General features: G+C 66.8%; 17 protein-coding genes. 13 read left to right on the top strand and 4 right to left on the bottom strand.

Annotation, left to right across the window (positions count from 1 at the left end):
• Positions 1-5: 5 nt before the first annotated feature.
• Complete coding sequence (locus AB4120_RS16420) at positions 6-2,777, bottom strand: type VI secretion system Vgr family protein (protein WP_441642576.1); 2,772 nt, start codon at positions 2,775-2,777, stop codon at positions 6-8.
• 296 nt (positions 2,778-3,073) lie between these two features.
• Here AB4120_RS16420 and tssB point away from each other — a divergent pair, with 296 nt between their 5' ends.
• From tssB to tssE, 8 genes are read left to right on the top strand one after another with little or no spacing between them, the layout of a single operon-like run.
• Positions 3,074-3,589: a type VI secretion system contractile sheath small subunit gene (gene tssB, locus AB4120_RS16415; RefSeq protein ID WP_144197732.1), complete on the top strand. Its 516-nt coding sequence runs from the start codon at positions 3,074-3,076 to the stop codon at positions 3,587-3,589.
• 30 nt (positions 3,590-3,619) lie between these two features.
• Positions 3,620-5,182 carry a type VI secretion system contractile sheath large subunit gene (gene tssC, locus AB4120_RS16410; protein ID WP_250025591.1) on the top strand — a complete coding sequence of 521 codons (1,563 nt, stop codon included), beginning with the start codon at positions 3,620-3,622 and terminating at the stop codon, positions 5,180-5,182.
• A gap of 21 nt (positions 5,183-5,203) precedes the next feature.
• Positions 5,204-6,550: a type VI secretion system baseplate subunit TssK gene (gene tssK / locus AB4120_RS16405; RefSeq protein WP_149138278.1), complete on the top strand. Its 1,347-nt coding sequence runs from the start codon at positions 5,204-5,206 to the stop codon at positions 6,548-6,550.
• On the top strand, positions 6,547-7,194 hold the full coding sequence (locus AB4120_RS16400; RefSeq protein ID WP_149138277.1) for a DotU/TssL family secretion system protein: 648 nt from the start codon (positions 6,547-6,549) through the stop codon (positions 7,192-7,194). Before tssK ends, AB4120_RS16400 begins: the two co-directional genes overlap by 4 nt.
• 10 nt (positions 7,195-7,204) lie before the next feature.
• Positions 7,205-8,941: an OmpA family protein gene (locus AB4120_RS16395; RefSeq protein ID WP_149138276.1), complete on the top strand. Its 1,737-nt coding sequence runs from the start codon at positions 7,205-7,207 to the stop codon at positions 8,939-8,941.
• Positions 8,942-8,945: 4 nt separating this feature from the next.
• Positions 8,946-9,431 carry an Hcp family type VI secretion system effector gene (locus AB4120_RS16390; protein ID WP_092293497.1) on the top strand — a complete coding sequence of 162 codons (486 nt, stop codon included), beginning with the start codon at positions 8,946-8,948 and terminating at the stop codon, positions 9,429-9,431.
• Positions 9,432-9,490: 59 nt separating this feature from the next.
• On the top strand, positions 9,491-12,181 hold the full coding sequence (gene tssH, locus AB4120_RS16385; RefSeq protein ID WP_149138275.1) for a type VI secretion system ATPase TssH: 2,691 nt from the start codon (positions 9,491-9,493) through the stop codon (positions 12,179-12,181).
• Positions 12,181-12,612 carry a type VI secretion system baseplate subunit TssE gene (tssE, locus tag AB4120_RS16380; protein ID WP_149138274.1) on the top strand — a complete coding sequence of 144 codons (432 nt, stop codon included), beginning with the start codon at positions 12,181-12,183 and terminating at the stop codon, positions 12,610-12,612. Before tssH ends, tssE begins: the two co-directional genes overlap by 1 nt.
• Before the next feature lie 16 nt (positions 12,613-12,628).
• On the opposite strand, the gene AB4120_RS16375 is transcribed toward tssE, so the two are convergent.
• Positions 12,629-13,609, bottom strand: a complete 981-nt coding sequence (locus AB4120_RS16375; protein ID WP_149138273.1) for a tripartite tricarboxylate transporter substrate binding protein — start codon at positions 13,607-13,609, stop codon at positions 12,629-12,631.
• Between the two features lie 119 nt (positions 13,610-13,728).
• Complete coding sequence (locus AB4120_RS16370) at positions 13,729-14,700, bottom strand: LysR substrate-binding domain-containing protein (protein WP_149138272.1); 972 nt, start codon at positions 14,698-14,700, stop codon at positions 13,729-13,731.
• 144 nt (positions 14,701-14,844) lie between these two features.
• On the opposite strand from AB4120_RS16370, the gene AB4120_RS16365 reads away from it, so the two are divergent.
• The 5 genes from AB4120_RS16365 (at position 14,845) to AB4120_RS16345 (ending at position 22,829) form a co-directional block, all read left to right on the top strand.
• Positions 14,845-16,017, top strand: a complete 1,173-nt coding sequence (locus AB4120_RS16365; protein ID WP_187645283.1) for a CaiB/BaiF CoA transferase family protein — start codon at positions 14,845-14,847, stop codon at positions 16,015-16,017.
• Positions 16,018-16,030: 13 nt separating this feature from the next.
• Positions 16,031-16,888, top strand: coding sequence for an HpcH/HpaI aldolase/citrate lyase family protein (locus AB4120_RS16360; RefSeq protein ID WP_441642575.1), 858 nt, complete (start codon positions 16,031-16,033; stop codon positions 16,886-16,888).
• A 279-nt stretch (positions 16,889-17,167) separates the two neighbouring features.
• Positions 17,168-18,505 carry a TolC family protein gene (locus AB4120_RS16355; RefSeq protein WP_149139308.1) on the top strand — a complete coding sequence of 446 codons (1,338 nt, stop codon included), beginning with the start codon at positions 17,168-17,170 and terminating at the stop codon, positions 18,503-18,505.
• Entirely contained in the window at positions 18,489-19,691 is a 1,203-nt protein-coding gene (locus AB4120_RS16350; RefSeq protein WP_149138270.1) for an efflux RND transporter periplasmic adaptor subunit, read from the top strand. Before AB4120_RS16355 ends, AB4120_RS16350 begins: the two co-directional genes overlap by 17 nt.
• 15 nt (positions 19,692-19,706) lie before the next feature.
• Complete coding sequence (locus AB4120_RS16345; protein ID WP_149138269.1) at positions 19,707-22,829, top strand: efflux RND transporter permease subunit; 3,123 nt, start codon at positions 19,707-19,709, stop codon at positions 22,827-22,829.
• 42 nt (positions 22,830-22,871) lie between these two features.
• On the opposite strand, the gene AB4120_RS16340 is transcribed toward AB4120_RS16345, so the two are convergent.
• Positions 22,872-24,140: an MFS transporter gene (locus AB4120_RS16340; protein WP_149138268.1), complete on the bottom strand. Its 1,269-nt coding sequence runs from the start codon at positions 24,138-24,140 to the stop codon at positions 22,872-22,874.
• Positions 24,141-24,207: the final 67 nt, after the last annotated feature.

Raw genomic sequence — 24,207 nt, 5'->3', positions numbered from 1 at the left:
CGGGCCTAGCCTTGGTGGAGTTTGGTGCGTTGCTTGACGGCACGGAAGATCTGCCGCGCGGATGTTTCGAACTGCGCCTGGGCCGTCTGTGTTGGCTGGGAGTTCTCGGGCGCTTCCCGCACACTCAACAGATCTGGCGAGAAATCTTCCGCATTCAACGCATGGAGCAGCCGATCCTCATCGGTCCAGTCCTCGGACTCGAACTCGACGTTGATGCGTACAACGTGACCCGGATAGACGAGCCAGGTTTGCATGGGGTGGGTGCAGTACGCTTCGGAGAGCCTGGTTTGGTCGTCTTCGGTGAGCTGGACATGGCCATCGGCGTCGGAGGTGCCCTGCGCCACAACGGTTCGACCTGCGCCGATGTCCAACGATTCCGGCCGTGGCCCATACACAATCGTCCAGGGCGTATGCGCTAGCACATGTCCGTTCGGGCCGGGTGCATCGGACAGCCGCAGACGGAACGCAAGCGGCTGTGGCTCGAGTTCGGATTTCGGAAGGTTTGGCAGCGTGGCGGGTGCGCTGGCTGGCGGGCGCTTCAATAGCGCCACTGTATGACAGAGAATATTGCCCGGCGAGCCAAGCTCGACCTTGCCATCCTTGAGGCGGATGAACGCTCTGCCGCAAGTGAGCAGGAGTTCGTCCTTGGCAGTGACTACGATTCGCCGCTCCGTGCTGGTCAATGACAAGTCATGACGCGCCGTCAGTTCGAGCGAGTCGTTCTGTGCCTGCAACTGGATCTTGCCCTTGTTGGCGAAGAGCTTGATGCCTGCGTTGTGGGCGAACAGGCTGATGGCCTCGCCGGCCACGACGGTGAACCGCTTCCAGGCGCTCATTTCCATGTGCTGCCCGGCATTCGAGAAGATGCTGGCGCCGGCACTATGTCGGATGTGGGCGGGCGTCGTGGCCGCGATGCCAGACGGCGCAGACAGCAGCAGCACGGCACTCTGTAGTTGCTTGACCTGGTCCTGAAGGAAGGCGTTCTGTGCCTTCAGATCCAGCATGTCGGCCTTGGCGGTCTCTGCGGTGTTGTTCAGGCGGTGAAGCTGCTCCAGTGTGTCACCCAACTGGTTCATGGCGCCGCGCATATCGAGTTGCTCGCCTCGCGCGCCCGGTTGGTCATCCGCCGAGATAAACAACCCCTTGCCGCCCCTAAGCGCCCCCCAACCAGACGTTCGCAACTCGAACCCCTCCCCCCGCTTCTTCCACTTCCCATCCACCATATGGCCAAGTGTCAGTTGCGATTTGCCGGAATGCTCCGTGGACAGCTTGACGTGCTCCTGGCCTTCCCAGTCCTCGAACTCGAGCTTGTTGTCGCTCTGCGTACGAATGACGTTGCGCGACAGCCAGCGGTCGTGATTGGTGATCAGGTCCGTCTGACGGCTGTTGTGGTGGACGTGGGCGATGTAGGGCTTGTTCGGGTTCCCGTCCCGGAACGCGATGGCGGCTTCGGTGCCGTCGATCAGCGGAAAGTGGAATCCTGTCTGCAATGCGCCGGCGAACGGCTTTGCCAGCCGCAGGGGCACGCATTCGCCGCCACCGGGCCATTTCTCGAAATCGAAGTCGAAGCGGACGGTGTAGTAGCCCTGTTGGGTCAGGTAGGCGTACTGATATTGGCTCGGTGAGGTGATGCGGGCGCTCAGCGTGCCCGGGATCCTTGGCCAGTTGGCCTCGTCCAGTGGTAGCCGGAAACGGCGATCAGAAGGAATTGATTTAAAGGAATTGCGATATGCGGCATCGCGCGCGCCGGTATGGGTGACCTCGGTGATGACCTGCCCATTGGGTGCGTCGGGCAGGTCAATATCCATTCGAAGGATCCGCGCCGGACGCAGTTCCAGCACGTTGCTCTCGCCCTCGTATTCCACCTGACAGGCGATGGCGGCCTCGTGACGAAGCTGGGCCTCCCACTTGGCGCCATCGAAATCGAGGTGATGGGTGCCGAAGACGTAAGGTTGGCCGTAAGTGGTCTTGTCCTTTCGTGCGATATTGGCTTCGCCCTTCAACGGCTCCCAGGCCAGGTCGGGGTTGTAGTCCGCCACGAGGAACGATTCGGGGACGGTTCTAGCATTTGTACGAATGCTGAAGACCGCCTCGACACCGGCCTCCAGGCCGGCGGTCTCCCGGTAGGGCACACGTAATTCAGGCTTGTAGAGGTAATGGTCGATGTCGTCGCCAAACACCACCATTTCGCCGAATTTCCCAGGAAGGAAATAGGAATAGAGCCCTTCCTGCTCCATCAGCAGGCGGATGTAGTCCCAGTCAGACGTCTGGTACTGCAAGCGGAACGGGTGCTGCGGGTACTTGCGGCGCAGCTTGAAGATGAACTGGTGGCCGACCAGTTCATGCCGCCGCAGGATCGCCTCGATGATCTGCGGCGCGGTCTGGTGCTGGTAGACGCGGGTGGAGCGGGTGAGCCGAAGCCGGGCCACAAGGGGCTCCACCACCATCTGGTAGCCGTGGAAGTCTTGCGTCCGCGCGGTCTTGGAGAACTGTGTGATGCATCCCGCGAACTTGCGCGGCTCGGTGCCATCGCCGGGGTCGATCTCGAACGTGGCGGGCTTGCCGAGGTAGCTGGCACGCCCGAGTTCCAGCGGGTGGGTGAGTTGGATCGTGACGGCATAGGGAGCGCCCAGCTGCTCCACCGCCTCGAACGACACCACCGAGAGACCGACTGCGGTCTCCGCGCCCGGCACCTTCAGGAAGTACGACTGCTGTCCGCCCAGTCCCTTGAGCAGTGCTTCCCCATATGCCTTCAGTGTTGCAACCCCAGCCGACATCGTCTCTCCCCATGGCCGGCAAGCCGGCGTAGCACGTCAGGCATGTCGCGATGCAAGCGACATGCTCCTGCGCGCCGCACCTTACCGCCTTGTGGCTTTGAGGAAAATAGGACTATGTCGAAAGATTGATTTAGATAAAAAAGATCAAAAGTCTGACGAATTTTAGGAAATAACCTAAATACAGTGGGAAATAAAAAAGATAGTCTCCCGGACTTGCGTGTCTACCGGCCGTGCGGCTGATCGAGACGGATCGATCGCCGCTTGGATTGAAAACCTGTTGGAGAAGGAAATCGAGAATGGCAGAGAGCTTCCAGAACGAAGTGCCCAAGGCACGGATCAACATCAAGCTGGATTTGCACACCGGCGGCGCGCAGAAGAAGGTGGAATTGCCGCTGAAGCTGCTGGTGATGGGCGACTACAGCAGCGGGCAGGACACCCGCGCGCTGGCGGAGCGGGAGAAGGTCTCGATCAACAAGAACAACTTCAATGCGGTGCTGGCGGACTTCAACCCGCGGGCCAGGATTGCCGTCGAGAACACGCTCGCAGCGGATGGCTCCGAGCTGCCCGTCGATCTCGATTTCCATTCCATGGATGACTTCAAGCCGGAGGTGGTGGCCGGCAAGGTGCCCGAACTGCGCGCGCTGATGGCGGCACGCAATCTCCTGCGCGACCTCAAGTCGAACCTGCTCGATAACGCAATGTTCCGTCGCGAACTCGAGAAGATCCTCAAGGACCCCGGGCTGTCCGAGCGCCTGCGCGCCGATCTGCAGAAGATTGGCCAGGCCGCCCCGGCTCCCGCCTCCGCCCAGTAACCCGTTACCCGTTACCCGAGGATTTTCTCCATGGAAAAGAAGCCAGAACTGTCTGCACGTACCCATAGCGCCGCCGATAGCGCCGCCGCTGCCGTCGTCCTTGACGCGCCGGGCAAGAGCGTCTATGAAGCGCTCTGCGAGAAGATCAACCTGTCGCCGGTCCGTAGCACGCGGCCGGTGGAGTCGTTCCAGAGCGCAGACGCGCTGTCCGAATCGTCGCTCGACGAGCGCGTGGCGCAGGCCATGCACGTGTTCCTGAAGATGATCCAGGATTCGTCACAGCAGGTGGACCGGCTCGACAAGAGCCTGCTCGACTTCCACATCGCCCATCTGGACGAGAAGATCAGCCGGCAGCTCGATGCAATCATGCATCACGAGACCTTCCAGGAGATCGAATCGGCCTGGCGCGGCCTGAAATTCCTGGTCGATCGCACTGATTTCCGCAAGAACGTGAAGATCGAGGTGCTCGACGTCTCGAAGGAAGCGCTGCGCCAGGACTTCGAGGACACCCCCGAGGTGATCCAGAGCGGCCTGTACCTGCACACCTATATCCAGGAGTACGACACACCGGGCGGCGAGCCAATCGGCTCGATCATCTCCAACTACGCGTTCGACCGTAGCCCGCAGGATATCGCCCTGCTGCGCAATATCTCGAAGGTGTCGGCGGCTGCGCACATGCCGTTCGTGGGTGCGGTGGCGCCGGAGTTCTTTGGCAAGACGTCGATGGAGGACGTGGCGGCGATCCGCGACATCGGCAACTACTTCGACCGCGCCGAGTACCTGAAGTGGAAGAGCTTCCGCGAGTCCGACGACGCACGCTATATCGGCCTGACGCTACCCCGCTTTCTGGCGCGGCTGCCGTACGGTCCGGATACCGTGCCGGTCCGCGCGTTCAACTATACGGAGGCGGTCAAGGGGCCGGATCACAACCGTTACCTCTGGGCCAATGCATCGTTCTCGTTCGCCGCGAACATGGTGCAGAGCTTTATCAAGAACGGCTGGTGCGTGCAGATCCGGGGTCCGCAGGCTGGTGGTCTGGTCGAGGACCTGCCGATTCACCTCTATGACCTTGGTACAGGCAACCAGGCCAAGATCCCGACCGAGGTGCTGATTCCCGAAACGCGCGAGTTCGAGTTCGCCAACCTCGGTTTCATCCCGCTGTCGTACTACAAGAATCACGATTTCGCGTGCTTCTTCTCGGCGCATTCGGCCCAGAAGCCGGCCCTGTACGACACCAAGGAGGCCACCGCGAACAGCCGTGTCAACGCGCGCCTGCCGTACATCTTCCTGCTGTCGCGCATCGCGCATTACCTGAAGCTGATCCAGCGCGAGAACATCGGCACCACCAAGGACCGCCGCCTGCTGGAGCTGGAGCTGAACAACTGGATCAAGACCCTCGTGACCGAGATGACTGATCCGGGTGACGAACTGCAGGCGTCGCATCCGCTGCGCGATGCGCGGGTCATTGTCGAGGATATCGAGGACAACCCGGGCTTCTTCCGCGTGAAACTGTTCATCGTGCCGCATTTCCAGATCGAGGGGATGGACATCAACCTGTCGCTCGTCTCGCAGATGCCCAAGGCGAAGAACTGATAGCGGAATCGGCCCGATACCATGAAGATCACAAGACCGCTGTGGGCGCAGGGCATCTTTATGACGCCGCAGCATTTCCAGCAGCAGGCGCTATGGGAGCGCCACGCCGGCGAGCAGATTGCGCGCATCGTCACCCCGGAGCCGTGGGGCGTCGTGCGCGTCGTCATCGATACCCAGGCCTTGTCAGTGAATCGCCTCGCGGTAAGTTCGCTCGCCCTGCGCCTGCCGGATGGCACCGTGATCGACACGGAGACGGCCGACCGGACCCCTGCGGCGCGCGATCTATCCGATCTGCCCGCAGGCGCGGACGCGGCGGTGGTCCTGATCGGGCTGCCGCTGTTGGACGCGCTGGGTGGTAATTGCGTCGAGGATGGCGAGCGGCCGGCGCGGCCGCGCCGCTTCGTGCGTGAGTACCTCGGCGTAGCCGACCTGCACGGCGATGGCAAGGAGGAAATCAGCGTCGAGCGTCACGCACTGGCCTTGCTGTTCGATGGCGAGGCACAGGGCGACTATGTGACGTGCCCGATCGCCCGGATTGTCCGCACGCCGCAGGGGCAGATCGAACTCGATCCGGGCTACGTGCCGCCGAGCCTGTTCCTGTCCGCGAGCGACCAGTTGACCGCGCGCATGACGCGGCTATCGAGCATCCTCAGTGCGAAGAGTGCGAGCCTGGGCGTGCGCCGGCGCGAGCGCTCCGACCAGATGGCCGACTACGCGGTGGCCGACGTCGCGCTCTTCTGGCTGCTGCACAGTGTCAACAGTGCCTGGCCCGAACTGGCGCGGCTGTGCGCGGCGCCGCAGCAGCATCCCGAGCAACTCTACCGGGTGCTGGCGCGGCTGGCGGGTGCGTTGCTGACGTTCTCGACCACGGAGACGCTGCAGGCCATTCCGGCTTACGACCACATGGCGCCAGAGCCTGTGTTCGCGGAACTGGAATCGATGATTCGGCGGCTGGTGGATGCGGTGGTGCCGTCGCGCGTCGTGCCGATTGCACTTGAACGGCTGCGGCCCACGATCTGGGACGGCAAGATCCTCGACGAGCGGCTGGTCGAGGGCACCGAGTACTACCTGTCGGTGCAGGCTGGCATGCCGGCGCACGCCTTGCTCGAACAACTGCCACGGCTGTGCAAGGCGGGAGCGCCAGACGAAGTCTCGCAGATCGTCAACTCGGCGCTGCCCGGCATTCCGCTGCGGTCGATGTCGCGCCTGCCCGCCGCCATTCCGGTGCGGATCGAGAACCAGTACTTCGCGCTCGATAGCGCCCACCCGGCGTTCCGGCGCATGCTGGACGCGCGGGCCTGCCAGTTCTACGTGCCGGCTTCCGTGCCGGACGTATCGCTCGAACTCTTTGCGGTATTGCCGGCATGACCACGTCAAATCCGATTTTTCCGCTCGCGCTCCGCGATACCGCCCTCACTGTCGCTGCGCTGGCCAGCGGGAGTACTCCGGTGGCCTTCGCATCGTTCCGTGAGACGTGCCTGGGGCACATCGCCCGCCTGCGTGAGGAACTCCGGGCGGCGGGGCAATCCCCGGACGTCATTGAGGACGCGATCTATGCGCAATGCGCGCTGCTCGACGAATACGCGCTCCGCCACCTTGAGGGAGCGGGCCGGAACGAGTGGGAGCGCGAGCCGTTGCAGGTCAAGGAATTCCAGAGTCATGACGCGGGCGACGCGCTGATCGACCGCATCGAACGGCGGCTTGCGGCACCGCAACCGGTGCTGCCATTGCTCGGGGTCTTCCATGTGGTGCTCGGACTGGGTTTCCAGGGGCGATTCGCCCTGAACGGCGCCACGGACCGCGCCGCGCTGCTGCGCGCGCTCGATGAGCGGCTGGCGCGTGCGGGGCTCGACCAGGGTAACGGGCCGGTCATCGTCACTCATGGCAAGGGACGCGCCGACTGGCACATCTCGCCGGTCGCCTGGGTGGGACTCGCGCTCCTCGGCGCCGGGCTGGTCTATCTGGTGCTGGATCGCTGGCTCGACGCGGCCATCGCGCGGCTGGCTGCCTGAAGGGCGTAACGTGACCGGTTATCCCTATCGCACCTTGGCTGGCTGGCTCACGGCGCTCTGTCTGGCATGGCTTGGACTGTGCTCGCCATGGTCGGCCACCTGGAACCTGCTGTTGGGCATGTTCGTCGTGGCGCTAATGCTGGCGGCGATGATCGTTGCCACACGGCGTGGGCGGGCACGCCGGCGAGCCTCCCGGGCCGTGCTGGAAGCCGTCAACGCGTCGCTCGATGCATTGCCCGGCGAAATGCGCCGCAATACGCCGCTCGTACTGGCCGTAGGCGAGCCGGATGGCGCCCTGGCGTCGGCGTTCGGCGACGCGTTGGTCCGCATCACCGAGTCCGCGATCTGGGTGCGCGTGGACGATCCGGCGCGGCTGGCGCACGTGGCGGACGCCCTGAAACGCTGGCGCGACGGCCAGGGGCCGGACGCCGTGGCGTGCCTGGCCGCTGCCGGCCAGATCCGCGACGCCGCAACGCTGAACGCGCGCCTCGGCCGCTTGCGCCACGCGATTGGCGAGGCCAGCCGCGCCGTGGACTATCCGCTACCTGTGTGCGTCGCGGTCTATGGCGAGGCATCGGACGGGCCGCCGGACGAATGCCCGTGGTTCGGCATGTCTGGCGAAGCGGCGCTGGCGGACGAGGCATGGATCGCGCAAGTCGCGGCGAGCCTCGATTCCTACGCACGCACCGCCGGGCCGGCCGACCGCGCCGCGCGGTGGTATCGCGCCGCCCGGCTGCACGCCCTGGCCAGATGGGTGCAAGCGGCCTTGCTGCCGCCCATGCGGGACGAAAGCCGCGAAGGCAGCCGCGACGGTCGCCGCACGGGACGACCGGTGCAGGTGGCCGCTGTCGGCGTAATCGCGGTGCGTGGCACGCCAGCCGACAAGTCGCTGTTTGCCGGGGCCGTGGCGCACATCACCGGTCTGGTCGGGGCGCATCGGGCACAAGGGAGCGGCGGTGTCCGCTATCCGCTCCCAGAGCCGCTGATCCTCGGCATCGGCCGGCAGCCGGTCCGGCGCGCGCTGCCACGGGCGCTGGCGCATGGTTTCGTGTGGCTGGCGGTGGCTTTCTGTGCAGCTGCGGCCGCCTCGGCATGGCAGAACCGGGCGCTGGTGGCGCGGGTCACGGGCAATATGGACCGCTATCGCGCGCTGGCTCCGGAACAGGATGCGGCGCGTGTCGATGCCCTCAAGACCGTCCGGCGTGACCGCGACGAACTGGACCGCCATGCCCGCAACGGCGTGCCGCTGCGGCTTGGCCTCGGCCTGTATCGCGGCGCCGCGCTGCGTGCGCCCATCGATACGCTGATTGCCAGCTACCGGCCGCCGCCTCCGCCGCCGGTCACGATCGAACTGGACAGCCTGGCGTTGTTCCGCAGCGGTAGCGCCACCCTGAATCCGGGCTCCAACCGCGTGATGATCGGCGCGCTGGAGATGGTTCGGGCGCATCCGGACAAGCGCGTGCTGGTGGCCGGCCACACCGATGCCACTGGCAATTCGCACAGCAACCTGCGGCTGTCCGAGGCGCGCGCGGTGTCCGTCCGCAACTGGCTGGCCGATGCCGCCGGGTTGCCGCTGACGCATTTCGCGACGCAAGGCTACGGCGACACCCGTCCGAAGGCGGACAACGATACCGAGGCGGGCCGCGCCGCCAACCGCCGTGTGGAGATCACCCTTGTTCCCGATTGCCGTGACGGCGATCGGGTCACTTCTGGCCAGTCGGCCTGTTCATTTCAGCAGAAGGAGTAAGCAAATGGCAATTCCCGCATACATGTGGATCAAGGACGATGGTGGCGCCGACATCAAGGGTTCGGTCACGGTTTCGGGCCGCGAGGGCAGTGTCGAGGTGGTGGCGTTCGACCATGCGGTCAAGATCCCGACGGATGCCAACACTGGCAAGCTGACGGGCACCCGCGTGCACGAGCCGATCGTCTTCACCAAGGAGACTGACGCCTCGACGCCGTATCTGTACAAGGCCGTCTCCAGCGGCCAGACGCTGAAGGCCGTCGAGATCCGTTGGTACAAGATCGACGATGCCGGCAAGGAGAAGGAGTACTTCAACACCAAGCTCGAGAACGTCAAGGTGGTCGGCGTCACGCCCAAGATGCACGACATCAAGAGCCCGGCCTTCGAGAAGCACAACCATCTCGAGAGCATCGAGCTGCGCTACGAGAAGATCACCTGGTCGTACAAGGACGGCAACATCATCCATGCCGATAGCTGGAACGAGCGTGCCTGAGTAAGGCCGGGCCGGCCGCGCGCCGGCCTTTTCTTCGCGTCCATCGCCATTTCTCCCTCATGACTGCCCGCGACTATTCCCCGTTCCTGCGACGCCTGAACCCCCATTGCGCCCGCGCGCTGACCGAGGCGGCCAGCCTCTGCGAGACCCGTGCCCACCGGGACATCGAGGTCGAGCACTGGCTGATCAAGCTGCTCGAACTGGGCGAAGGCGACCTGCTGGCGATCCTGCGGCGCTATGAACTCGATGTCGATGCCATCTGGCATGCGCTGCTCGCCGCTATCGACCGCCTGCCGCATGACCTGCGGGGCCGGCCCGGGCTCTCGCCGCGCGTGGGCCAGTGGCTGGAGGCGGCATGGATGCGCGCGTCGCTCTCGACGGCGGCGGTGGGGGCGCCGGGCGGCGCCGAGATTCGCTCGGCGCACCTGCTCGCCGCGCTGGTGGAAGCGCCGCATTGGCTGCGGGCGCCGGATGCCTGGCCGCTGCTCAGTGTCTCCGCCGCGCAGATCGAGCGGCTGATGCCGGAGCTGGACCAGATATCGAGCGAGGCGCAGCGGCTGCCCGAGATCCTTCCCCTGCCAACCGACACGCCAACCGTGGCGGACCGCCCCGACAACCCGGTGCTGGGCCGTTTCACGATCGACATCACCGCCAAGGCCCGTGCCGGGCAGATCGATCCGGTCTTTGGCCGTGATGTCGAGATCCGGCAGATGATCGACATCCTCGCGCGGCGCCGCAAGAACAACCCCATCCTCGTGGGCGAGCCCGGGGTTGGCAAGACCGCGCTGGTCGAGGGGCTGGCGCTGCGCATCGCGGAGGGCGATGTCCCGGCGATCATCGCCAACACCAGCTTGCTGACGCTCGACCTCGGCCTGTTGCAGGCCGGCGCCGGCGTCAAGGGCGAGTTCGAGCAGCGGCTCAAGCAGGTGATCGAGGCGGTGCAGCAGTCGCCGACGCCGATCCTGCTGTTCATCGACGAAGCCCACACGCTGATCGGGGCAGGCAACAGCGCTGGCGGCGCCGATGCGGCCAATCTGCTGAAGCCGGCGCTTGCGCGCGGTGAGCTTCGGACCATCGCGGCGACTACGTGGTCGGAGTACAAGCAGTATTTCGAGCGCGACGCGGCACTCGAGCGGCGCTTCCAGATGGTGAAGGTGGACGAGCCCGACGACGAGGCCGCCTGCCTGATGCTGCGCGGGCTCAAGGAGCGCTATGCGCGGCACCATGACGTGCATGTCACCGACGCGGCCGTCGCCGCTGCCGTGCGGCTCTCGCGCCGGTACCTGACCGGGCGCCAGTTGCCCGACAAGGCGGTTGACCTGCTCGATACCGCCGCCGCGCGGGTACGCATGAGCCAGGACACCACGCCGATTGCCCTCGCCCGGTGCGAGGCCGAGCGCGCGGCGCTGGAAACCGAGCGTGCCGCGCTGGCGCAGGACGAGGGTGCCACCGGCATCCGTGACGCCGCACGGATCGGCGCCATCGACAGCCGGCTGGAGGCGCTGGATGACGATCTCGCCCGATTCACGCAGACCCTCGCCGCCCAGAAGGCCGCGACGGAGACCCTGTTCGGCCTGCGCCGCCAATGGCAGGACGCGGACGAGGCGTTGCGGCAGGATCTCGCGCCCTCGATTGAGGCCGCCCACCGCGCCGTGGGTTCAGCCGGGCGGGAGGCGCTGATTCGCGCCGAGGTGGACGAGCACGCGATCGCCGAAGTCATCGCGGACTGGACCGGGGTGCCGGCGGACAGCCTGCTGGCCAGCGAACTGGCCACGCTGCTGGATCTGGAGGCCAGGCTGGGCCGCGTAGTGGTGGGCCAGGACGAGGCGCTCGAAGCGCTCGGCAAGCGGTTGCGGGCGGCGAAGGCGGGGCTCAAGGCCGAAGACGCACCGATCGGCGTGTTCCTGCTCGTCGGGCCTTCTGGGGTCGGCAAGACGGAGACGGCGCGGGCGCTGGCCGACCTGATGTTCGGCGGCGAGCGGGCGCTGATCACGATCAACCTGTCCGAATACCAGGAGGCGCACACGGTGTCGCAACTGAAGGGCTCGCCGCCCGGCTACGTCGGCTATGGCGAGGGCGGCGTCCTGACCGAGGCGGTGCGCCAGCGCCCCTACAGCGTGGTGTTGCTCGACGAGGTGGAGAAAGCCCACCGCGACGTGCTGAGCCTGTTCTATCAGGTGTTCGACCGCGGCTTCATGCGCGACGGCGAAGGCCGGGTGATCGACTTCCGCAATACGGTGATCGTGATGACGTCGAATCTGGGCAGCGACCAGATCCTGGCCGCTACGGACGCGTTGGCCGAGGCTGGCGGCGCGGCCACCCCCGGCATGCTGATGGAGGCGGTCCGCCCGACGCTGGTCGAGCATTTCCAGCCAGCGCTGCTGGCGCGGTTCCAGACCGTGGTGTTCCGGCCGCTGGCCGCCGGGCCCATGGCGACAATCGTCCGCATGAAGCTGGACAAGGTCAGCGAGCGGGTGGCGCGCCGGTTCGGCGTGCCGCTGCGCTACGACGATGGGCTGGTGGACGCGCTGGTCGCCGCCTGCCTGTTGCCGGACACCGGCGCGCGCAATATCGACAGCCTGCTCGACCAGCAGATCCTGCCGGTGCTGGCCCGCGAGCTGCTAATAAGAATGGGGAGCAAGGCGGCGGAGGCGGGCGCCCCGGCCACGATCCGGCTGACTTTCTCGGATGCGGACGGCATCGGGCTGGAGTTTGACGAGGATGCCGCGCTGGCGGAGGCTGACCAGTAATGGCCGGCGGCCCGGGCCTGTTCGAGGCAATCACGGGGCACTTCGCGAATGGGGTGCCGGTCGAGGAATTCGACCTGGCGACGCAGACTTTCCTGTCCGTCCAGGACAATATCCAGCGCATTCTCAACAGCCGGCGCGGCGGGCTGGCCCACCTCCCGGACTATGGGCTGGGCGATCTGTCGCGCATCTACCGGCACCTGCCCTCATCGGCGCACACGCTCAAGCGTGAGATTGAAATCACGCTGCTGCGCTACGAGCCGAGGCTCCGGGGCATCGATATCGATATCGACGATACCGAGCCCGGGATGCTGCTGAGTTTCACGATGACCTGCCACCTGCGCCGGGCCGGGCTGGTGCGCTTTGGCACGCATTTCACGCCCGACGGCAAGACCCGGCTGACACTGCTGCGCGCGGTGCAGGACCGCGACTGAGGGAACCTGAGGCGAGTCAGTCCACCTGGGCGCCCGAGGCCTTCACGATCTTGCCCCATTTGTCGATATCGGCGCGCAACATGGTTGAAAACTGCTGCGGAGTGCCGGTGAGCACCTCGGCGCCCTGCGCGGCGAGCTTGTCGCGCAGCGGCGCGTCGGCCAGCGCGGCCTGCAGCGTCTTGGCGAGCTTCTCCGTCACCGCCTTGGGCGTGCCGCGCACGGCGAACAGGCCAACCCAGAGGTCGCCGCTATAGCCGGGCACGGTTTCGCTGATGGCCGGGATATCCGGCGCGAACGGCGAGCGCTTGGCCGAACTCACGCCCAGCGCGCGCACCTTGCCGGCCTTGATATGGGCCAGCACCGAGGGCAGGCTGGCGAAGGCCATCGGCACCTGGTTGCCGAGCACATCGTTCAACGCCGGCGCCACCCCCTTGTAGGGCACATGCTCGAGTTTGATGCCGGCCATGCTGTTCAGCATCTCGCCGAGCAGATGGTTCAGCGTGCCATTGCCGGCCGACGCGTAGCGGTAGAAATCCGGCTTGGCCTTGGCCATCGTGATCAGCTCCGCCATCGACTTGGCCGGGAACGCGGGATTCACGACCAGCACGTTCGGCACCGTCGCCACGGGGGCGATCGGCTCGAAATCCTTGATCGGGTCGAACGGAATCTGGCGGTACAGGGAGGGGTTGATCGCCTGCGTGCTGCTGATGGTCATCAGCAGGGTGTAGCCGTCCGCAGTGGCGCGCGCGGCGGCTTGCGTGCCGATGTTGCCGCCGGCGCCGGGACGGTTCTCGACGACCACCTGCTGGCCCAGGCGCTGCGACAGATCGGCGGCCACCAGCCGCGCGACGATGTCATTGGTGCCGCCCGGCGCCTGGGGCACGATCATCTGGATCGGCTTGCTGGGATAGGTGTCGGCGTGGGCGCCGCCAACGGCGGCCAGCGTAAGGGCCGTGGCCATGGCCATGCCAGCCAGGGCGGGAAGGGTGCGAAGCATTGTTGTCTCCTGTGACGGGCGGTTATCTGGGATGTCGGTCCCGCCCATGCTGGCGCCCACTCTAGCCGAGGCCGTTGCGCAGGAGAAATTCAATCGCCGACTATGGCCATAAGGATTTCTTATCGGCCGACAGGTGCCGCAGGGGAGGGGGGCGGCGCCAGCGAGCCGCCTTGCGCGATGCGCACAGAGACAATTTCCCGCAGGATCTCGGCCACAGCCTCGGCCGCGTTCGAACGCGGCAGCGCCCGGGGCCAGCACAGCGACAGCGTGCGGCGCAGTTCCGGCAGGATCAGGCGGCGCCCGATGCCCCCTTCGGCATCCCCAGCCCCATCCCCTTCTGCGCCCGGACTCTCCCCCAGCGACGACGCCGGCAGCACCGTGCAGGCCAGCCCCTCGCGGGCGGCGGCCAGCAGGAAGGGCAGCGAATCGAGGTCCGCCACCACGTTCAGGGCGATGCCGGCCTTGGCGAAGCTGCGCTCCACCACCTCGCGCAGGCCCTGCGAGCCGCTGGGCAGCACCAGCGGAATGCCGTCGAGGGCTTTCAGCGCGATGGTGGCCGAGCGGGTGGCGCGCCCGGGCGGCGTGCCGATCAGGTAGAGCGGTTCGCTGGCCAGCGGTTCGGGCTCCACCGCGCGCGAGGCCGTGTCGCGGAACAGGATGGCGAAATCGAGCCGGTTCTGGTTGAGCAGCTCGGAGATATAGCCGCTCATGCTTTCGAACAGTTGCAGCCGCACCTGCGGATAGCGCTGCCGCACCGCGCGCATCAGCGGCATGCCGAAGGCCGCCGCTGCCGTGGTCGGCAGGCCGATGGCGACATTGCCGGAGATCTTCGAGCCGGCCACCCGGACATCCGCGCCGGCAATCTCGACCTGGCGCAGGATATTCCGAATGTGACGATAAAGCGTCTTGCCGGCCTCGGTGGGCCGCACGCCCTTGGCGCCGCGATGCACCAGCGGCACGCCAAATTCCTCCTCGAGCGCCGCCAGTTGCTGGCTCAGCGCCGGCTGCGCCACGCAGACCACCTCGGCGGCGCGTGTCAGGCTGCCGTGGTCGACGATCGCCACGAAATACCGCATTGCCCGGATGTCCATCGCCGCTGTCTCCTGTCCCGTTCGTCGGGTGTCCTCTCGTTGAGGGTATTGATTCTACTTATGGAGGCTTTGGCAATCCCTATTTCACATAGGCGGGGCACGCGGGTAGATTGGCGGCATCGAGCACCCCCGGACCCTATCGCCATGACCCGACCCTTAGCCGGCATTACCGTCATCTCCCTCGAACAGGCGATTGCCGCGCCGTTCTGCACCCGCCAGCTGGCGGACCTTGGCGCGCGCGTGATCAAGATCGAGCGGCCGGGCCCGGGGGATTTCGCCCGCGCCTACGATAGCCGCGTGCGCGGCCTGTCGTCGCATTTCGTCTGGACCAACCGTTCGAAGGAAAGCCTGACGCTGGACGTGAAGGCGCCCGGCGCCACGCCGGTGATGGAAGGGCTGCTGGCGCGCGCGGACGTGCTGGTGCAGAACCTCGCCCCGGGGGCGGCGGCCCGGCTCGGGTTGGATTACGAGACGCTGTCGGCCCGCTATCCGCGCCTGATCGTCTGCGACATCTCGGGCTACGGCGGCGACGGCCCCTATCGGGACAAGAAGGCCTACGACCTGCTGGTGCAGAGCGAATCGGGGTTCGTCTCGGTGACCGGCACGGCCGAAGAGGGCGTCAAGGCGGGGGCCTCGGTGGCGGACATTGCCGCCGGCATGTATGCCTACAGCAATATCCTGGCGGCACTGATCGAGCGCGGCCAGACCGGGCGCGGCAAGCGGATCGACGTGTCGATGCTGGAATCGATGGTCGAGTGGATGAGCTTCCCGATGTACTACGCCTTCGATGGTGCCGAGCCGCCGCCGCGCGCCGGCGCCGCCCACGCCACCATCTACCCCTACGGGCCATTCCCGACCGGCGACGGCAAGACCGTGATGCTCGGGCTGCAGAACGAGCGGGAGTGGTCGGTCTTCTGCAAGACCGTGCTGGGCGAGCCGGCGCTGGCCACGCATGCCGCGTTCGCCACCAACAGCCTGCGCAGCGCCAATCGGGCCCAGTTGCGGGCGCGGATCGTCGAGGCGTTCTCGCACATGACGGCGGAGCAGGTGGTGCAGCGGCTCGAGGAGGCCAAGATCGCCAACGCCAACGTCAATACCATGGCCGATGTCTGGCAACACCCGCAACTGGCCGCGCGGGAGCGGTGGCGCACCGTGGCGTCGCCGGTCGGCGAGATCCCGGCGTTGCTGCCGCCGGGCCTGACCGATGCGCGGATGGATCCGATTCCCGCGGTCGGCCAGCATACCGATGCCATCCTGGCGGAAATCGGCTGTTCCGCCGCGCAAGTGGCCCAACTTCACGCCGATGGCGTGGTTTGACGGTGAGCCGACCATGACTACCCCCCGCGTACCGCGCAGCTACCTGTTCGTTCCCGCCTCCCGTCCCGAGCGTATCGGCAAGGCTCTGTCGGCCGGCGCCGATGCGGTCATCGTCGACCTGGAGGATGCCGTCGCCCCCGATGCCAAGGCGGAGGCCCGGGCGGGCCTCTCCGCTCCCTGGAGTGGCCTGCGGACAGCCGCCCAGGTCGGTGGCGTACAGCTTTTTGTGCGCGTGAACGGCGCCGATACCGCATGGTTTGCCGACGATCTCGCCTGGTGCCGCGCGCAGTCGGTGCGCCAGATTGTGCTGCCGAAGGCCGACGCCACCGCGCTTGCCGCCCTCCACGCCGAGCTGCCCGACGCCCACTGCCATGCCCTGCTGGAGACGGCCGCCGGGTTTGCCGACCTGTATGCGGTAGCGCGCGCGCCGGGCGTCACACGGCTGGTGTTCGGCAGCATCGACCTGATGTTCGATCTAGACGTGGCCGACGACGGCGAGCCGCTGCATCACTTCCGCAGCGAGCTGGTCCTCCATTCGCGCGCGGCCGGGCTGCCGGCGCCGGTCGACGGGGTCTGCACCGCCATCGGCGACGCCGAGGCGCTGGCGGCCGACACCGCCCGGGGGCGCCGCTTCGGCTTCGGCGCCAAGCTGCTGATCCATCCGAACCAGGTGGAAGGCGTGCATGCTGCACTGGCGCCGTCCGCCCAGGAAGTGGCGTGGGCGCGGCGCGTGGTGGCGCAGGCCGCCGCCGCCCAGGGCGCGGCCATCGCGGTGGACGGCAAGATGGTGGACCGCCCTGTGCTCGAGCGCGCATTAAGAATCGTCGCCGCGGCGCCTGCCTCATCCGCCACCTCCGCCACCTCCGCCTGAACCGGACGTAGCGCCAATCGGTGTTTTCCCGACCCACACGTTGGGCGCATTTGGGTGGGAATGCCGACAAGATGAAAGCCGTTTGTAATGAGATTGCGATTGAATGCGCACGGGAGATCGTGCGCGGCAAGGCAAGCGCGGCTAAATGAGCGGATTCCCGGGGAGCGATGAAAGAAAGTCGTCCGCCCGGTGCACCGTTCGGCTGGCACGGTCGTTTACGTCAGACCGAAGTGACATTGAGCCAGATCGATCGTGCATTTTTCAGTTTCCCGCGCCGCCATGGCCGTGCTGCTGGCTGTGGCAGCCGTTGCTGGCCACGCCGCCAGCCAGCCGATGCCCCCGGACGGCCCCTGTGTGCCGCCACCGGCCAAGGCCACGCTGACGCTCGCCCAGGCGCGGCTTGACGCCCAGCGCTGCAATCGCGACATCATTGCCGCCCGGCGCGGCGAGGAAGCGAGCCAGGCCGATGTCCAGATCGCCTCGCAGCGGCCGAATCCGGTCCTGAGCCTCGGGGTCACCAATATCAATCCGCACGCGGGGGTGGGATCGGGCAGCTTGCGCAGCAAGACGGTGGATTCCACGCTGCGCATCGACCAGGTCATCGAAACGGCCAACAAGGGCAACCTGCGCGTGGATGCGGCCCGCAAGGCCAGCGCCGCCGCCGGCGAGACCACCCAGGCCATCGTGGCGCAACAGCTTGGCGCGGTGGACCAGGCCTGGTACGAGGCCGTGGTCAGCCAGACCCGGCTCGAGGTGCTGACCGAGACCGTCGGGCTGTATTCCCGCACCCAGCAGGCCAATGAGACCCGGCTGAAGGCCGGCGACATCTCCCGCGCCGACGTCACCAAGCTCCAGCTGGAAACGCTGCGCGCCCAGAGCGATCTGCGCAACGCCCAGGCCGACCACGCCAGCGACAAGGCGGCTTTGGCCGCGGCGATCGGCGTGCCGGGCACGCTGATCGACAATCGCCTGGTGCCGGACTGGCCCGCGCTGGACACCCCGGTGCCGCCGCTGGACCCCGATGTCCTGCAACGCCGCCCCGACGTGACCGCCGCCGAAGCCCGGCTGGCCGCCGCCGCCGCCTCGCGCGACCTGGCCCGCGCCGGCCGTGTGCCCGATGTGACGGTGGGCGCGCAGGCCGAGCACTATCCGCAATCGCCCACTAATACATATGGCGATGGCAACAGCTACGGCGTGTTCATCTCGATCCCGCTGTTCGTCCGCCACAGCAATGGCGGCGAGGCGCGCCGCGCGGAGGTGGACTACTACGCCGCGCTGGACGACCGCAACCGCATCCTGCTGGAGGCGCAGAACGACATCGAGCGCCTGCGCAGCCAGCTCGAGGCCGCGCGCGCCACGCTGCAACAGATGCAGACCGCCGTGCTGCCGGCCGCCGAGTCCGTGGCGAACAGCGCCGAATTCGCGTACACGAAGGGCGCCACCGGCGTGCTGGACCTGCTCGACGCGCGCCGCGCGCTGCGCCAGACCCGCGTGGATGCCGTCGAGGCGCAGGGCAACTACGCCAAGGCGCTGGCCGCCTACCGCACTGCGCTGCAAGCCACCCAATCCGATATCAACAAGCTTCCCCAGGTCCGTACCGATGCGTCGCGCCCATAACATGCCGTCTTCGTCCCAGTGGTTCCGTCCTTTCCGCCTGGCTGCCGTCGGGTCACTTTGCGCGCTGGCGCTGGTCGCCTGCGGCAAGAAGGAGGCACCCATGGCTGATGACGACCCCAAGGTCAGCGGCCAGACCATCCAGTTTCCGGAGTCGGTGAAGTCCTTGCCCGGCATCGTCGGCCAGCCGGTCAAGCTGGGCGGCGACCGCATGCTGAACCTGCCCGGCCGGCTGGTCTGGAACGAGGACAAGACCGTGCGCGTGACCACGCCGTTCGCGGGCCGCGTGATGGACATCCTCGTACAACCCGGCGCGACCGTGAAGGCCGGCCAGCCGCTGGCAACGCTGACCTCGCCCGACTATGGCCTCGCCCAGGCCGATGCCCGCAAGGCCGCCGCCGACAGCGCCGTGGCCGCCAAGTCCCTGGCGCGCCAGCGCGAGCTGTACGGCGCCGGCATCGTCGCCCAGAAGGAGTTGGAGCAGGCGCAGGCCGACAGCGCCCGCGCCGCCGCTGACCAGCAACGCACGCAGGCGGCGCTGCGCATGTACGGCGCTGCGGCCGGTGGCGATGCGGTGAACCAGCGCTTCGCGCTGCGCAGCCCGATCGAGGGCCTGGTGGTGGAGCGCAATATCAATCCGGGCATGGAACTGCGTCCGGACCAGGCGCCCAGCTCGCCGTTGTTCCTGATTACCGACCCGACCACGCTGTGGGCCCAGGTGGATGCGGCCGAGGCGGACCTCGGCCTGTTCAAGCCGGGCGTGACAGTGCAGCTGACCAGCGCCGCCTATCCCGGCGAGACGTTCCAGGGCACCGTGGTCAAGATCGCCGATTACGTGGACCCGGCGTCGCGCAGTATCAAGGTGCGGCTGACCGTGCCGAACGCGGACCGCCGCCTCAAGGCCGAGATGTTCGTCACGGCGCGCCTCCAGGCCGCCTCGTTCAAGGGGATCGCGGTGCCGTCGAAGGCCGTGTTCCTGGCTGACAACAAGAACTACGTGTTCGTGCGCAAGGGCTCGAACACCTTCGAGCGGCGCCTGGTCAAGACCGGCGTGTCCCTGCCGGGCATGACCGAGGTGCTGGAAGGGCTGGCCGACGGCGAGGTGGTGGTCACCGACGGCAACCTCTATCTGCAGGACATCCTGCGCGACGCCACGGCGGTCAATGCGGCGCGCGCGTCCGCCAAGTAAGGGAATGGCGGACACATGATCTCGCGTATCGTCAACTTTGCGCTGCACCAGAAGCTGTTCGTCTGGCTCGGCCTGATCATCTTCGTCGCGGGCGGCCTGGCCGCCTTCAAGAACCTGCCGATCGAGGCCTTCCCGGACGTCTCCGACATCCAGGTCAACGTGATCACGCTCTACCCGGGCCGCGCGGCCGAGGAAGTGGAGCGGCAGGTCACGATCCCGATCGAGACCGCCCTGGCCGGCACGCCGAACTCGGTGCGGGTGTTCTCGCACACGCAGTTCGGCCTGTCGTTCATGATGGTCACGTTCAACGACAAGGCCACGGACGTCACCGCCCGCCAGCAGATCATCGAGCGGCTGCGCAGCGTGGACCTGCCCGATGGCGTGCACCCGGACCTCGCGCCGCTCTCCACCGCCATCGGCGAAATCTATCGCTTCCGGCTGACCGGCAAGGGCTATTCGCCGCAGGAACTGCGCACGCTGCAGGACTGGGTGGTCGAGAAGAACCTGCGCCAGGTGCCCGGCGTGGCCGATCTGGTGACGATTGGCGGCAGCATCAAGCAGTACGAGGTGAACCCGAACCTGGCGCGGATGCGCGATGCCGGGATCTCGCTGTCCGAGCTGTTCACGGCGCTCCAGCGCGGCAACTCGAACGCCGGCGGCGGCGCGGTGGCGCATGGCCGGCAGCAGTTCCTGCTGCGCTCGCTGGGCAGCTTCCGCACCTCGGCGGACATCGCCAACGTGGTGGTGAGCGAGAAGAACGGCACGCCGATCCTGGTCAAGGACATCGCCGAGGTGAAGGTTGGCTCGGCGCCGCCGCAGGGGCTGATGGGGCAGGACGACGAGGACGATATCGTCTCGGGCATCGTGGTGATGCGCAAGGGCGAGAACCCGTCGATCGTGCTGGACGCGCTGAAGCAGAAGATCGACCTGCTCGACAGCACCATCCTGCCCAAGGGCGTGAAGATCGTGCCGTACTACGACCGCTCCACGCTGATCGACAAGACGCTGCACACGGTGTTCGGCAACCTTGTGGAAGGCGCGCTGCTGGTGATGGCGGTGCTGTACCTGTTCCTGGCCAACGTGCGCGCGGCGGCCATCGTGGCGCTGGTGATTCCGCTGGCGCTGCTCTCCACCTTCATCGGCCTGACCTGGGTGGGCATTCCGGCCAACCTGCTGTCGCTCGGCGCGATGGACTTCGGCATCATCGTGGACGGCGCGGTGATCGTGGTGGAGAACATCTTCAAGCGGCTGGGCGAGCTGAAGGAACAGCAGATCCAGGACAGCAAGGCGCGGCTCAACGCCATCCTGCTGGCGACCACAGAGGTGGGCCGGCCGACCGTGTTCTCGATGGTGATCATCATCGCGGCGCACATCCCGATCTTCACGCTGCAGCGCCACGAGGGCAAGATCTTTGCGCCGATGGCCTATACGGTGACCGGGGCGCTGATCGGCTCGCTGATCATCTCGCTGACCGTGGTGCCGCTGCTGTGCCACCTGCTGCTGAAGAAGAACATCGCGCACGAGGACAACTTCATGGTGCGCCACTGCAAGCGGCTCTACGAGCCGATGCTGAAGTGGGCGCTGGACCACAAAAAGATGGTGGTCGGCATTTCGCTGGGTTTGCTGGTCGCCACGGTGGGCGTGGGCAAGTTCCTCGGCAGCGAGTTCCTGCCGGAACTGGACGAAGGTTCGATGTGGGTCAGCTTCGACCTGCCGGCGTCGGTCTCGCTGGACGAGGCCCGCGACCAGGCGCGCAAGCTGCGCACCGTGATCCGCCAGACGCCCGAGGTGAACACCACGATCTCGAAGGTCGGCCGCCCGGACGACGGCACCGATCCGAAGCTGATCAACACGGTCGAGATCCTGGTGGACCTGAAGCCGGACCAGAAGTGGCGGGCCGGCTACGACAAGCGCAAGATCATCGAGGAAATCAACCACAACCTGCGCCGGCTGCCGGGCATCGAGCCGAACTTCTCGCAGCCGGTGCGCGACAACATTCTTGAGAGCATCTCCCAGATCAAGGGCCAGATCGTGATCAAGGTGCAGAGCGACAGCCTGCAGCAGAACAAGCAGGTGGCGGACCAGATCCTGGCGAACGTGCAGACGGTCAAGGGCGTGATGCGCGCGTTTATCGACCGCGACGGCGAACTGCCGCAGTACGTGCTGGAGTTCGATCGGGCCCAGGCGGCGCGCTACGGCATCAACGTGGCGGACGTGCAGGACCTGATGGAAACCGCGCTGGCCGGCAAGGCCGCCACGGAACTGTGGGAGGGCGAGCGCCACTTCAGCGTGGCCGTGCGCCTGAAGTCGGGCGAACGCGAACTGCCGAACCTGCCGAACATCTTCATGCAGACGGCCGATGGCGCGCAGGTGCCGTTGTCACAACTTGTGACGTTCCGGGCCGCCTCGGGCGCCATGAACATCAGCCGCGAGAACGGCCAGCGCACCACGTCGATCGGCATCTTCATCCACGACCGGGACATGGGTAGCGTGGTGAAGGACATGCAGGCGCTGGTGAAGAAGAACGTCAACGCCGAGGACGTGAAGATCAGCTGGTCCGGCGAGTTCGAGAACCAGGAGCGCGCCATGGCGCGGCTGTCGATCGTGGTGCCGCTGTCGGTGCTGGTGATCTTCCTGCTGCTGTTCAACGCGTTCAAGTCGTTCAAGAGCGCCACGCTGATCATCTCGAACATCCCGTTCGCGCTGATTGGCGGCGTGTTCGCGCTGTTCCTGACCGGGATTCCGTTGTCCGTCTCGGCGGCGATCGGCTTTATCGCGCTGTTCGGCCAGGCCGTGTTGAACGGCGTGGTGATGGTGACGTACTTCAACCAGCTGCGCGACGAAGGGCTTTCCGTGCGCGACGCGGTGCTGGCCGGCTCGATGGACCGGCTGCGAACCGTGCTGATGACGGCGCTGCTGGCCATGCTGGGCCTGTTCCCGATGGCGATCTCGCGGGCGATTGGCTCGGAGACGCAGCGCCCGCTGGCCATCGTGATCATCGGCGGCCTGATTACGGCAACGCTGCTGACGCTGATCGTGCTGCCCACGCTGTACGAGTGGATGGTGGGACGCTCCTGGCCGGACGAGGAGCCGGAGGACGAAGATCACAACCGGATCTCGCCCTCGCTGGCATCGTAAGCCACAGCACCGTGAAACGCCCCCGGCCCCGCCGGGGGCGTTTCACATTCTGGGCCGCGTTCCCGGAAACAGCGGCCACGCCATCAGCGCAACCGCCGCGGTGCTGGCCCAGACCACCGGCCATGACGTCGCCGCGAGCCAGTGCGGCAGGGTCAGCGGCGTGAGGAAGAAGCCGAGGAAGACCGCAGTATTCGCCATGCCGAGCGCCGTGCCCGCGCGCTCGGCCCCGGCCATGGCCGCCAGCTCCGCATAGGCCACGCCGTGCCAGGCCGAGACGCAGATCCCGGCGAGGGCGATCATCGCCGGAAGGAGGCTCATCCACAGGCCGTGGGCATGGCCGGCGCTGCCCTGGACGCAGGCCGCCAGCACCAGGAAGGCGGCTACCGATACCAGCGTGCAGCCGCGTAGATAGGCGCGACGGTTGCCGTGGCGATCGGTCCAGCGGCCGCTCCACACGCGCATCGCCATCGCGCCGCCCTGCACGGCGACCATGGTGGCCGTCATGACGCCGAGCCCGGCATGCGCAAAGTCGTGCAGGAACACTGACGCAAACGTCAGCACCGCGAACTGCGGCACGCAGAGCAGGCCGATGGCCGCGACGATGCGCCAGATGCCCGGCTGCCGCAGGGGATTCGCGGTGGGTGCCCGGCACGCCGTTGATGCCGCGCAGCCGGCTGCCGGCGGCTCGTGCAGCCATCGCCAGGTCAGCCACGCCGACACGCCACACAGCAGCGCCACCCATCCATAGACCCAGGCGAAGCCCACCGTTGAGGCGAGCCACGGCAGCGTAAGGGCGCCGATACCGCCGCCCAGCGGCACTGCCGTCTGCCGGATGCTCATGGCCAGCCCGCGTTCGCCTTCCCGGAACCAGCGCATCACGGCGCGGCCGCTCGCGCCGTTGACGCTCCCGCTCAAGAGCCCGACGACCGCCATCGCACTCATCAGCCAGCCTAGTGGCGGGGCATGGCCGGCGTTGGGGGCGAGCCAGAGTGCCATGACCAGCAGGGCGATGGCAGTGGAAGCGAGGCCGCCGAGCAGCACGGGGCGGTCGCCCCAGCGGTCTGCCGCTACGCCCCACGGGAGTTCGGAGAGGGCGACGCCGAAGCCGAGCGCCCCGAGGGCGAGGCCCAGCTCGGCGTTGTCGAAGTGATAGCCGGTGCGCATCCAGACGGCGGTGGTGGGAATGCCGCTGGCGCCGGCCATCACGCTGGCATTGGCGGCCACGCCCACGCCGAGGACTTTCCAGCGGTGGCCTGCGCCAAAGTGACGGTTCGCCGACACCGGCGCCGAAGCAAGAGTCTGGGATGACATGGCTGTATTCCGATCGATGATTTGACCGGACCGAGTCTCTCACCCACAATCCGTCCTGAATATCAGA

Origin of the sequence: Cupriavidus sp. 2KB_3, assembly GCF_052115685.1 — a bacterium.
Lineage (GTDB): Bacteria > Pseudomonadota > Gammaproteobacteria > Burkholderiales > Burkholderiaceae > Cupriavidus > Cupriavidus campinensis.
Note: the sequence above shows the minus strand (reverse complement) of the source record. Positions and strands in the feature narration are given on the sequence as shown.

Excerpts from the sequence above, each read along its gene's own strand:
- AB4120_RS16355 (WP_149139308.1), top strand. The coding sequence starts at position 17,168 with ATGGCCGTGCTGCTGGCTGTGGCAGCCGTTGCTGGCCACGCCGCCAGC.
- AB4120_RS16360 (WP_441642575.1), top strand. The coding sequence starts at position 16,031 with ATGACTACCCCCCGCGTACCGCGCAGCTACCTGTTCGTTCCCGCCTCC.
- AB4120_RS16400 (WP_149138277.1), top strand. The coding sequence starts at position 6,547 with ATGACCACGTCAAATCCGATTTTTCCGCTCGCGCTCCGCGATACCGCC.
- AB4120_RS16365 (WP_187645283.1), top strand. The coding sequence starts at position 14,845 with ATGACCCGACCCTTAGCCGGCATTACCGTCATCTCCCTCGAACAGGCG.
- tssC (WP_250025591.1), top strand. The coding sequence starts at position 3,620 with ATGGAAAAGAAGCCAGAACTGTCTGCACGTACCCATAGCGCCGCCGAT.
- tssE (WP_149138274.1), top strand. The coding sequence starts at position 12,181 with ATGGCCGGCGGCCCGGGCCTGTTCGAGGCAATCACGGGGCACTTCGCG.
- tssB (WP_144197732.1), top strand. The coding sequence starts at position 3,074 with ATGGCAGAGAGCTTCCAGAACGAAGTGCCCAAGGCACGGATCAACATC.
- AB4120_RS16375 (WP_149138273.1), bottom strand. The coding sequence starts at position 13,609 with ATGCTTCGCACCCTTCCCGCCCTGGCTGGCATGGCCATGGCCACGGCC.
- AB4120_RS16390 (WP_092293497.1), top strand. The coding sequence starts at position 8,946 with ATGGCAATTCCCGCATACATGTGGATCAAGGACGATGGTGGCGCCGAC.
- tssK (WP_149138278.1), top strand. The coding sequence starts at position 5,204 with ATGAAGATCACAAGACCGCTGTGGGCGCAGGGCATCTTTATGACGCCG.
- AB4120_RS16340 (WP_149138268.1), bottom strand. The coding sequence starts at position 24,140 with ATGTCATCCCAGACTCTTGCTTCGGCGCCGGTGTCGGCGAACCGTCAC.
- AB4120_RS16345 (WP_149138269.1), top strand. The coding sequence starts at position 19,707 with ATGATCTCGCGTATCGTCAACTTTGCGCTGCACCAGAAGCTGTTCGTC.
- AB4120_RS16420 (WP_441642576.1), bottom strand. The coding sequence starts at position 2,777 with ATGTCGGCTGGGGTTGCAACACTGAAGGCATATGGGGAAGCACTGCTC.
- tssH (WP_149138275.1), top strand. The coding sequence starts at position 9,491 with ATGACTGCCCGCGACTATTCCCCGTTCCTGCGACGCCTGAACCCCCAT.
- AB4120_RS16350 (WP_149138270.1), top strand. The coding sequence starts at position 18,489 with ATGCGTCGCGCCCATAACATGCCGTCTTCGTCCCAGTGGTTCCGTCCT.
- AB4120_RS16370 (WP_149138272.1), bottom strand. The coding sequence starts at position 14,700 with ATGGACATCCGGGCAATGCGGTATTTCGTGGCGATCGTCGACCACGGC.